Here is a 10353-nt window from a genome sequence, read left to right as displayed (position 1 = left end):
GGTGAGATCGACATCGTCGCCCGGGACGGCGACGCGGTGGTTGTCTGCGAGGTCAAGACCCGCAGGGCCGGCACGTACGGACCGTACGAGCATCCGATGGCCGCGGTCACGCCGACGAAGGCGGAGCGGCTGAGACAGCTCGCCGAATGCTGGCTGGAGCGGCACGGCGGACCGCCGCCCGGTGGGGTGCGCATCGATCTGGTGGGTGTGGTGCTGCCCAGACGCGGGGCACCGCTCGTCGAGCATGCGCGGGGGGTGGCCTGATGGGGTTCGCGCGTTCCTGTTCCGTGGCGCTGGTGGGCGTCGAGGGCGTGGTGGTCGAGGTCCAGGCGGACCTGGAGCCGGGCGTGGCGGCGTTCACGCTGGTGGGGCTACCGGACAAGAGCTTGGTGGAGAGCCGGGACCGGGTCAGGGCGGCGGTGGTGAACTCCGGCGCCGAGTGGCCGCAGAAGAAGCTCACCGTGGGGCTCAGCCCAGCGTCCGTGCCGAAGAGCGGAAGCGGGTTCGATCTTGCTGTGGCCTGTGCCGTGCTGGGCGCGGCGGAGCGCATCGACCCCAAGGACATCGCCGATCTGGTGCTGATCGGCGAGCTTGGCCTGGACGGCCGGGTGCGGCCGGTGCGCGGGGTGCTGCCCGCCGTCCTCGCGGCCGCCGAGGCGGGCTACCGGCAGGTGGTCGTTCCGGAGCAGACCGCGGGGGAGGCCTCACTGGTGCCGGGAGTTTCGGTCCTCGGTGTGCGGAGCCTGCGGCAGCTCATCGCCGTACTGACCAATGAACCGGTGCCCGAGGAGGAGCCGGTCCCGGAGGGCAGCCCGGACCCCATGCTGGCCGGGCTCATGGTGCCCGGCGCCGGGGTGGGCACGGGGCTGGCGAGGGAGCCGGCGGACGGCCCCGACCTGGCCGATGTCGCCGGGCAGCGCGCGGCACGCACGGCCCTGGAGGTCGCCGCCGCGGGCGGCCATCATCTGCTGCTGCACGGACCGCCGGGTGCGGGCAAGACCATGCTGGCGGAGCGGCTGCCCGGGGTGCTGCCGCCGCTGACCAGACGGGAGTCCCTGGAGGTCACGGCCGTGCACTCGGTGGCGGGCATCCTGCCGCCGGGGGAGCCCCTGGTGCGTACGCCGCCGTACTGCGCGCCCCACCACTCGGCGACGATGCAGTCGCTGGTCGGCGGAGGCAACGGGCTGCCGAGGCCCGGAGCGGTGTCGCTGGCACACCGTGGCGTGCTGTTCCTCGACGAGACCCCCGAGTTCTCGGGCAAGGCGCTGGACGCCCTGCGGCAGCCGCTGGAGTCGGGGCACGTCGTGGTGGCGCGCAGCGCGGGGGTGGTGCGGTTGCCGGCCCGCTTTCTGATGGTTCTCGCGGCCAACCCCTGCCCCTGCGGTCGGCACACCCTGCAGGGGGCGGGGTGCGAGTGCCCGCCGTCGGCGATCAGGCGGTATCAGGCGCGGCTGTCCGGGCCGTTGCTCGACCGGGTCGATCTGCGGGTCGAGGTCGAGCCCGTCAGCCGCAGCGAACTGCTCAGCCAGGGCGGCCGGGGCGAGCCGACGACGCCCGTCGCGGCACGGGTCCGGGAGGCCAGGGAGCGCGCCGCGGCCCGGCTGCGGGACACCCCCTGGAGCGCCAACAGCGAGGTGCCGGGCCATGAGCTGCGTACGCGCTGGCTGGTCGCGCCCGGGGCACTGGCCTCGGCCGAGCGGGACTTGGAGCGGGGTCTGCTCACGGCGCGCGGCATCGACCGGGTGCTGCGGGTGGCGTGGACGATCGCAGACCTGGCGGCACGGGACCGGCCGCAGGCCTACGACGTGGACCTGGCCCTGGAGCTGCGCACCGGGATCTCGCGCGGTGCGCCCATGCCGGCCGGCGGGGGAGGGTTCTGATGCGCGAATCGGAGGCGGGCGCGGGGGAACAGGAGCGGATCGCGCGGGCCGCGCTGACGGGGGTGATCGAGCCGGGCGACGAGCACGGCGGGCGGTGGCTGCGCGAGTTCGGGGCCAGGGAGCTCTTGGCGCGGCTCACCTCCGCGGAGCACGAGGACGCGGCGCTCGCCGGAGCCACGGCGCGGCGGCTGGCGGGCTATCGGATGCGGGCGGCTGCGGCCGAGCCGGACCGGGATCTGGCGGCGGTCGCCGCGGTCGGAGGGCGCTTCATCTGCCCCGGCGACCAGGAATGGCCCACCCAGCTCGACGACCTCGGGGACGCCAGACCCATCGGACTCTGGACGCGAGGAGGGGCCGACCTGCGGAAATGGGCGCTGCGCTCCGTCGCCGTCGTCGGGGCCAGAGCCTGCACGCCGTACGGAGCGCACATGGCGGCGAGCCTCGGTTCGGGGCTCGCGGAGCGCGGCTGGGTCGTGGTGTCGGGGGCGGCGTTCGGGGTCGACGGCTCCGCGCACCGCGGCGCACTGTCCGCGGGCGGGGCCACCGTCGCCGTACTCGCCTGCGGTGTCGATGTCGTCTATCCGCGCGGCCATGCCGAATTGATCGGGCGCATCGCGGAACAGGGGCTGGTCATCGGGGAGTTGCCGCCGGGCGGCCATCCCACGCCCAGCAGATTCATCCTGCGAAACCGGGTGATCGCCGCGCTGACCAGGGGCACCGTCGTCGTGGAGGCCGAGTACCGCAGCGGCTCGCTGGTCACAGCGCGCAGCGCCCAGAAGCTCGGCCGCTTCACGATGGGAGTTCCAGGACCTGCCACCAGCGGGCTCTCGGCAGGTGTGCACGAGCTCCTGCGCGGTGAGGGCGTGCTGGTCACCGATGCCGATGAAGTGGCCGAGCTGGTCGGCGGCATCGGCGATCTGGCACCGGACAGACGCGGTCCTGTGCTCCCCAGGGATCTGCTGGATCCCATGAGCGCACGGGTTCTTGAGGCCCTTCCGGCCCGTGGCGCGGTCGGCGGGGAGCAGGTGGCCCGCGGCGCCGGGACGACGACCGACGAGACCCTCGGCAGGCTGTACGAACTGCACTCGCTGGGCTTCGTGGAACGGCACGGGGACGGCTGGCAGTTGACGCACACCGCGATCGGCGGTTCGAACGCGCGGCGAGGCGGTCCTTGACCTGGAGCATTCGGGTGAAAAGGTGATGGCGATGACCTTTGCAGGCCTGTTGGCGACACCTGAGGGGCCGGCGCCGGCGGCGTCGGCCCTGGTTCGAAGGTATGGGCGACGGCAGGTACCCGCACAGGTTCGTTCCCCCGACCTTCGCCCACCGCAACACCGCAGTCACGCTACGCTCACCTCGATTCCGGCCCAGACGCTCGTCCCCTCCCCCCTCACAGCAGAACGGCTCAAGGCAACGCATGCCCCAGCACACCTCCGGGTCTGACCGCGCGGCAGTGCCACCCGCTGCCCGTGGCACCGTGCGGCCCCCCGCTCCCTCGTCGCTCGACGAGTTGTGGCGGTCGTACAAGGCCACGGGTGACGAGCGGCTGCGGGAGCAGTTGATCCTGCACTACTCACCGCTGGTGAAGTACGTCGCGGGCCGGGTGAGCGTCGGGCTGCCGCCCAACGTCGAACAGGCGGACTTCGTCTCCTCCGGAGTCTTCGGACTCATCGACGCCATCGAGAAGTTCGACATCGAACGGTCCATCAAGTTCGAGACATACGCGATCACCCGGATCCGCGGCGCGATGATCGACGAACTTCGCGCGCTGGACTGGATCCCGCGCTCCGTGCGGCAGAAGGCCAGAGCCGTGGAGCGCGCCTACGCCACGCTCGAAGCACAGCTGAGACGTACACCTTCCGAGTGCGAGGTCGCCGCCGAGATGGGCATCGCGGTCGAGGAACTGCACGTGGTTTTCAGTCAGTTGTCGCTGGCCAACGTCGTCGCGCTGGAGGAGCTGCTGCACGTCGGCGGCGAGGGCGGCGACCGGCTCAGCCTGATGGACACCCTCGAGGACACCGCCGCCGACAACCCGGTCGAGGTGGCCGAGGACAGGGAGTTGCGCCGGCTGCTCGCGCGCGCCATCAACACCCTGCCGGAGCGCGAGAAGACCGTCGTCACCCTCTACTACTACGAGGGCCTCACCCTCGCCGAGATCGGCAATGTCCTCGGTGTCACAGAGAGCAGGGTCAGCCAGATCCATACGAAGTCGGTGCTCCAGCTGCGGGCGAAGCTGGCCGACGTCGGACGCTGACGCTGAATCGTCCCTGCCTCATCCGTAGAGTGGAGGCGTGCCCAGGATTCGAGCGGCCTCCGTGGCCGAGCACCGGACCATGCAGCGCGGCGCCCTGCTGGACGCCGCGCGCTCCCTGTTGTCCGAGGGCGGTACGGAGGCGCTGACCTTCCCCGCCCTCGCCGAGCGCACGGGCCTGGCCAGGTCCTCCGTCTACGAGTACTTCCGCTCGCGCGCCGCGGTCGTCGAGGAGCTCTGCGCGGTCGACTTCCCACTCTGGGCGGCGGAGGTCGAGACCGCGATACAGCAGGCCGACACGGCAGAGGGCAAGGTCGAGGCGTACGTACGCCAGCAGCTGGAGCTCGTCGGGGACCGGCGCCACCGGGCCGTTGTCGCGATCTCCGCGAGTGAGCTGGACGCCGGGGCGCGGGAGAAGATCCGCGCCGCGCACGGCGGGCTGATCGCGATGATCGTGGAGGCGGTCGGCGAGCTGGGCCACGACCAGCCCCGGCTGGCGGCGATGCTGCTACAGGGCGTGGTGGACGCCGCGGTGCGCCGCATCGAGATCGGCGCGGCGGAGGACCCGTCGGCGATCGCCGAGGCGGCAGTGTCGATGGCCCTGCGGGGCGTGCAGGGCTGACCCCGCAGGGCCTCGCGGACCCGGCTCCCCGCACGACCCTCGCCGACCGGGAGGGCCCGGTTGGCCGGCCTCCCGCGTCCGGCGCAGGCCCCGGTGCGTCAACGCGACCGTGATCAGCAGCAACGCCGCGTGCAGCGCCGTCCCGGACGCCCCCGCCAGAACCGGCGCGGCCACCCGCGCGGCGACCGGAGCGACGCTCGCCTCAAGAGGCGGGACACCGAACACTGGCAGCAGCCGGGACGGCGAACGGCGCAGCAGCCAGGGCGGCAGCAGGGACAGTGGATCCAGATACTCCGCGCCACGCAGCAGCCCCCAGTGCAGACAGCCAGCCGCACAGTGCGAAGGGCCCGGCTCGATGGTCGCCACGACCTGGCCGGCGCTCACCTCCGCGCCTTCGGGGAGCAGTGGGCGCACAGGTTCGTACGTCGTGCGCAGCGGCGGTTCACCCGTACCGGTGAGGGTGAGGGAGAGAACGCCACGGCCCGCGACGCGGCCCGCGAAGGAGACCCGGCCGGGCGCCGCCGCCCGCACCAAGGTCCCCGGCGGCGCGGGCAGATCCACGCCGCGGTGCCCCGGCCCGTACGCCGAGTCCGGCGGCTCCCAGCCCCGTAGGACCACGGGCCGCGGCGGCCCCACCGGCCAGCTCCGGTCGCGATCGAGGGCGGACGCCGGGGGCGCGCCCACAATGAGCAGGGCGACGGCAACGGCAACGACAATGGCGACGACAGCTACGAGAGTTCTGCGGCTCAAGCGGTACATGGCACTGACCGTCCCGCGGAACCCCGCAACCGCGTGGATCATGGTCCCGATCTGTGGAGTACTGACCGGTTGTGGACAGCGCCGTCACCCGGCACCGCGCCGGTCCCGTACACTTCTTCTGGCGATCCGGGTCACCGGGTCGACTTCGCACGCCCCGCCACCACACCTCCTTCAGGTCGGTGGCCGCGCTCCTCGGTCCCTTGTGGCACGGCGCGTCGGGGCGTCAGGACATAACCGAGAATCCAAGGAGATACGGCCATGGCCGTCGTCACGATGCGGGAGCTGCTGGAAAGCGGCGTCCACTTCGGTCACCAGACCCGTCGTTGGAACCCGAAGATGAAGCGATTCATCTTCACGGAGCGCAACGGCATCTACATCATCGACCTGCTCCAGTCGCTGTCGTACATCGACCGCGCCTACGAGTTCGTCAAGGAGACCGTCGCGCACGGCGGCTCCATCATGTTCGTCGGCACCAAGAAGCAGGCCCAGGAGGCCATCGCCGAGCAGGCGACGCGCGTCGGCATGCCGTACGTCAACCAGCGTTGGCTGGGCGGCATGCTCACCAACTTCTCCACCGTCTACAAGCGCCTTCAGCGTCTGAAGGAGCTCGAGCAGATCGACTTCGAGGATGTGGCCGCGTCCGGCCTCACCAAGAAGGAGCTCCTGGTCCTCTCCCGCGAGAAGGCCAAGCTGGAGAAGACCCTCGGTGGTATCCGCGAGATGCAGAAGGTGCCCAGCGCCGTCTGGATCGTCGACACCAAGAAGGAGCACATCGCCGTCGGTGAGGCGCGCAAGCTCCACATCCCGGTCGTCGCGATCCTGGACACCAACTGCGACCCCGACGAGGTCGACTACAAGATCCCGGGCAACGACGATGCGATCCGCTCCGTCACCCTGCTCACCCGCGTGATCGCCGACGCCGTCGCCGAGGGCCTCATCGCCCGTTCCGGTGTCGCCACCGGTGACTCCAAGCCGGGCGAGAAGGCCGCCGGCGAGCCGCTCGCCGAGTGGGAGCGCGACCTCCTCGAGGGCGAGAAGAAGGCCGACGACGCCGAGGCTCCGGCCGCCGACGAGGCCGAGAAGCCGGCCGAGGCCGCTGCTGAGGCCCCCGCTGCCGAGGCCCCCGCTGCCGAGGCCCCCGCTGCTGAGGCTCCGGCTGCCGAGGCCCCGGCCGCCGAGGCCGAGAAGCCGGCCGCGGACGCCGAGCAGGCCTGACCGCACAGGTTCGGTAGTTGAACGGCGGGGGACGGTGCCACAAGCGCCGGCCCCCGCCGCTCACCCGTAGATCTTCGACTTTCGACTTTCGAGAGAGATTCAAGGACATGGCGAACTACACCGCCGCTGACGTCAAGAAGCTCCGCGAGCTCACCGGCGCCGGCATGATGGACTGCAAGAAGGCGCTGGACGAGGCCGAGGGCAACGTCGACAAGGCTGTCGAGGCTCTGCGTATCAAGGGCCAGAAGGGCGTCGCCAAGCGCGAGGGCCGCTCCGCCGAGAACGGCGCCGTTGTCTCCCTCATCTCGGACGACAGCACCTCCGGTGTCATCGTCGAGCTGAAGTGCGAGACGGACTTCGTCGCCAAGGGCGACAAGTTCCAGGCCGTCGCGGGCGCTCTCGCCGCCCACGTCGCCGCGACCTCCCCGGCCGACATCGAGGCGCTGCTCGCCTCCGAGATCGAGCCCGGCAAGACCGTCCAGGCGTACGTCGACGAGGCCAACGCCAACCTCGGCGAGAAGATCGTCCTGGACCGCTTCGCGCAGTTCACCGGTGGGTACGTCGCCGCGTACATGCACCGCACCATGCCTGACCTGCCGCCGCAGATCGGCGTCCTCGTCGAGCTCGACAAGGAGAACGCCGAGGTCGCCAAGGGCGTCGCGCAGCACATCGCCGCCTTCGCGCCGAAGTACCTCTCCCGTGAGGACGTCCCGGCCGAGGTCGTCGAGGCCGAGCGCCGTGTCGCCGAGGAGACCACGCGCGCCGAGGGCAAGCCCGAGGCCGCCCTCCCGAAGATCGTCGAGGGCCGCGTCAACGGCTTCTTCAAGGAGGCCACCCTCCTGGGCCAGCCGTACGCGCTCGACAACAAGAAGTCCGTCCAGAAGGTCCTGGACGAGGCCGGTGTCACGCTGACGCGCTTCGCGCGCATCAAGGTCGGCATCTGACCCGGTAAGCGATCGACACGGGAGCCCGCTAGGGTTCCTTACGCAGTCGCCGGTCGCGCTCGCGCCGGACGACCGCAGATCTGACGAGGAGGCCATTGCCGACAGGGATACCAGCACCCACGGCAATGGCCTTCTTCGTATGTGCACGAGGAGATCTCCATGAACAAGGGCGCGGACGCCAACCAGGCTGCCGACGACAAGAGCGACCACGACGTCAAGAATGCCGGGCGCTTCATGCTGAAGCTGTCCGGCGAGGCCTTCGCCGGCGGTGGGGGGCTCGGCGTAGACCCCGACGTCGTACACGCAATCGCGCGCGAGATCGCCGCGGTTGTCCGCGACGGTGCTCAGATCGCGGTCGTCATCGGCGGCGGCAACTTCTTCCGCGGGGCCGAGCTCCAGCAGCGCGGCATGGACCGGGCCCGCTCCGACTACATGGGCATGCTCGGCACGGTGATGAACTGCCTCGCCCTCCAGGACTTCCTGGAGAAGGAAGGCATCGACTCCCGCGTCCAGACCGCCATCACCATGGGGCAGGTCGCGGAGCCGTACATCCCGCTGCGCGCGGTACGCCACCTGGAGAAGGGCCGCGTCGTCATCTTCGGCGCCGGTATGGGCATGCCCTACTTCTCCACCGACACCACCGCTGCGCAGCGCGCCCTGGAGATCGACGCCGAGGCCCTGCTGATGGGCAAGAACGGCGTCGACGGGGTCTACGACTCCGACCCCAAGACCAACCCCGACGCGGTGAAGTTCGACGCGCTGGAGTACGGCGAGGTGCTCTCCCGCAACCTCAAGGTCGCCGACGCCACCGCCATCACGCTCTGTCGCGACAACGCTCTTCCGATCCTCGTCTTCGAACTGCTCGCCGAGGGCAATATCGCTCGGGCGGTCAAGGGTGAGAAGATCGGCACGCTCGTGAGCGACCAGGGCACCCGGGCCTGACCCGGGGGACGTCCCTCGAGGGATAGACAAAGTCCTGCCGGTCGGACACCGTGCAGGGGAAGACGCGACACAGGGTTCCGCCGGCCCAGTTTGACGCCGGGCCTACTCAAGACACGCAGGAGCAAGTGGTGATCGAAGAGACCCTCCTCGAGGCCGAGGAGAAGATGGAGAAGGCCGTCCTGGTCGCCAAGGAAGACTTTGCCGCGATCCGCACCGGACGTGCGCACCCGGCGATGTTCAACAAGATCGTGGCGGACTACTACGGTGCGCTGACCCCGATCAACCAACTGGCCTCGTTCTCGGTTCCCGAGGCGCGGATGGCCGTGGTGACTCCGTTCGACAAGAGCGCGCTGCGCAACATCGAGCAGGCGATCCGCGACTCCGACCTCGGCGTCAACCCGAGCAACGACGGCAATATCATCCGGGTGGTGTTCCCGGAGCTCACGCAGGATCGCCGCAAGGAGTACATCAAGGTCGCCAAGACCAAGGCCGAGGACTCCAAGATCTCGATCCGCTCCGTGCGCCGCAAGGCCAAGGAGACCATCGACAAGCTGATCAAGGACGGCGAGGTCGGCGAGGACGAGGGCCGTCGCGGGGAGAAGGAGCTCGACGACACCACCGCGAAGTACGTTGCGCAGGTGGACGAGCTGCTCAAGCACAAGGAAGCCGAGCTGCTCGAGGTCTGATGAACGACTCTTCCTGGGGGGCCCCGCCGATAGCCGGTTTCTGGGGACCGCCCGACCAGGGGCCTGCCCCGGCGGGTCCCGCATACGATGAGCATGACGCACAGCAGACTCGGCCCATGCCCATCGTGCCGGACTTTCCCGACGCAGGTAGAGACGCCGAAGACCGTGACGACCGCGATCACCGCGACGACAGCAACGACCGCGACCGGGGGGCCGCTCGGCTGGGGGGCCCCCTGTTCCGCGACGAGATTCCGCAGGAGCCCATGCCCACCCCGCCGCCGGCGCCCGAGCCGCCGAAGAAGAAGCGGGCCGGCCGTGATCTGCGGGCGGCCGTAGGGGTCGGCGTCGGTCTTGGCGCTGTGATCGTCGCGTCGCTCTTCATCGTCAAGGCCGTGTTCGTCGGGGTGATAGCGGTCGCCGTCGTGGTCGGGCTGTGGGAACTCACTTCGCGGCTGGAGGAGCGCAGGCAGATCAAGGCTCCGCTGGTGCCGCTCGCGGTGGGCGGCGCGGCGATGGTCGTGGCCGGCTATGTGCGCGGCGCCGAGGGCGCCTGGGTCGCCATGGCGCTCACGGCGCTGGCGGTGCTGGTCTGGCGGATGACGGAGCCGCCCGACGGCTATCTGAAGGACGTCACGGCGGGCGTCTTCGCGGCTTTCTACGTACCGTTCCTGGCAACGTTCGTCGCGATGATGCTCACTGCGGACGACGGCCCGTGGCGGGTGCTCACCTTCCTGGTGCTGACCGTGGTCAGCGACACGGGTGCGTACGCCGTCGGCTGGCGCTTCGGCAAGCACAAGCTCGCGCCGCGCATCAGCCCGGGAAAGACCCGCGAGGGCCTGGGCGGCGCGGTGGCGTTCGCGATGGGCGCGGGTGCGCTGTGCATGGAGTTCCTCATCGAGGGCGGCACCTGGTGGCAGGGTCTGCTGCTGGGCTTCGCGGTCGCGGTCAGTGCCACGCTCGGCGACCTGGGCGAGTCGATGATCAAGCGGGACCTGGGCATCAAGGACATGGGCACGCTGCTCCCAGGTCATGGCGGCATCATGGACCGGCTGGA

At 70.5% G+C, this 10353-nt stretch carries 10 protein-coding genes and 1 pseudogene; 10 read left to right on the top strand and 1 reads right to left on the bottom strand.

Annotated elements, in window-relative coordinates:
- The 5 genes from ACWDO5_RS33560 to ACWDO5_RS33540 all read left to right on the top strand — a co-directional run.
- A partial coding sequence (locus tag ACWDO5_RS33560; protein WP_450534337.1) for a YraN family protein occupies nucleotides 1–264 on the top strand: 264 nt, incomplete at its 5' end.
- On the top strand, nucleotides 264–1880 hold the full coding sequence (locus ACWDO5_RS33555) for a YifB family Mg chelatase-like AAA ATPase (RefSeq protein ID WP_450534336.1): 1617 nt from the start codon (nucleotides 264–266) through the stop codon (nucleotides 1878–1880). The genes ACWDO5_RS33560 and ACWDO5_RS33555, both read left to right, overlap by 1 nt.
- A complete protein-coding gene (dprA, locus tag ACWDO5_RS33550) occupies nucleotides 1880–3055 on the top strand; it encodes a DNA-processing protein DprA (protein ID WP_450534335.1) in 1176 nt (391 codons plus the stop codon). The genes ACWDO5_RS33555 and dprA overlap by 1 nt, the downstream gene beginning before the upstream one ends.
- Nucleotides 3056–3297: 242 nt before the next feature.
- Entirely contained in the window at nucleotides 3298–4134 is an 837-nt protein-coding gene (gene whiG, locus ACWDO5_RS33545; RefSeq protein ID WP_307660839.1) for an RNA polymerase sigma factor WhiG, read from the top strand.
- Between the two features lie 61 nt (nucleotides 4135–4195).
- On the top strand, nucleotides 4196–4753 hold the full coding sequence (locus ACWDO5_RS33540) for a TetR/AcrR family transcriptional regulator (RefSeq protein WP_450534338.1): 558 nt from the start codon (nucleotides 4196–4198) through the stop codon (nucleotides 4751–4753).
- 210 nt (nucleotides 4754–4963) lie between these two features.
- Here the strand turns inward: ACWDO5_RS33540 and ACWDO5_RS33535 are convergent.
- Nucleotides 4964–5512: pseudogene (locus ACWDO5_RS33535) on the bottom strand (peptidoglycan DD-metalloendopeptidase family protein); the annotation flags it as partial.
- Between the two features lie 258 nt (nucleotides 5513–5770).
- Between ACWDO5_RS33535 and rpsB the strand changes: the two are divergent.
- The 5 genes from rpsB to ACWDO5_RS33510 form a co-directional block, all read left to right on the top strand.
- Nucleotides 5771–6727 carry a 30S ribosomal protein S2 gene (gene rpsB / locus ACWDO5_RS33530; RefSeq protein ID WP_450534334.1) on the top strand — a complete coding sequence of 319 codons (957 nt, stop codon included), beginning with the start codon at nucleotides 5771–5773 and terminating at the stop codon, nucleotides 6725–6727.
- A gap of 107 nt (nucleotides 6728–6834) precedes the next feature.
- A complete protein-coding gene (gene tsf / locus ACWDO5_RS33525; RefSeq protein WP_450534333.1) occupies nucleotides 6835–7671 on the top strand; it encodes a translation elongation factor Ts in 837 nt (278 codons plus the stop codon).
- A gap of 159 nt (nucleotides 7672–7830) precedes the next feature.
- Nucleotides 7831–8613 carry a UMP kinase gene (gene pyrH, locus ACWDO5_RS33520; protein ID WP_450534332.1) on the top strand — a complete coding sequence of 261 codons (783 nt, stop codon included), beginning with the start codon at nucleotides 7831–7833 and terminating at the stop codon, nucleotides 8611–8613.
- A gap of 128 nt (nucleotides 8614–8741) precedes the next feature.
- The gene (gene frr / locus ACWDO5_RS33515) at nucleotides 8742–9299 is read left to right on the top strand and encodes a ribosome recycling factor (protein WP_450534331.1); all 558 of its coding nucleotides are present in this window, start codon (nucleotides 8742–8744) and stop codon (nucleotides 9297–9299) included.
- On the top strand, nucleotides 9299–10353 hold a 1055-nt coding region (locus ACWDO5_RS33510; protein ID WP_450534330.1), incomplete at its 3' end, for a phosphatidate cytidylyltransferase. The genes frr and ACWDO5_RS33510, both read left to right, overlap by 1 nt.

Source organism: Streptomyces sp. NPDC000880, assembly GCF_053599675.1.
The sequence above is the reverse complement of the archived record's forward strand: the minus strand, read 5'-3'. Positions and strand labels throughout refer to the sequence as shown.

Bases quoted from the DNA above. Each gene is read 5' to 3' on its own strand.
- pyrH (WP_450534332.1), top strand. From the start codon at position 7,831: ATGAACAAGGGCGCGGACGCCAACCAGGCTGCCGACGACAAGAGCGAC.
- whiG (WP_307660839.1), top strand. From the start codon at position 3,298: ATGCCCCAGCACACCTCCGGGTCTGACCGCGCGGCAGTGCCACCCGCT.
- dprA (WP_450534335.1), top strand. From the start codon at position 1,880: ATGCGCGAATCGGAGGCGGGCGCGGGGGAACAGGAGCGGATCGCGCGG.
- ACWDO5_RS33555 (WP_450534336.1), top strand. From the start codon at position 264: ATGGGGTTCGCGCGTTCCTGTTCCGTGGCGCTGGTGGGCGTCGAGGGC.
- tsf (WP_450534333.1), top strand. From the start codon at position 6,835: ATGGCGAACTACACCGCCGCTGACGTCAAGAAGCTCCGCGAGCTCACC.
- rpsB (WP_450534334.1), top strand. From the start codon at position 5,771: ATGGCCGTCGTCACGATGCGGGAGCTGCTGGAAAGCGGCGTCCACTTC.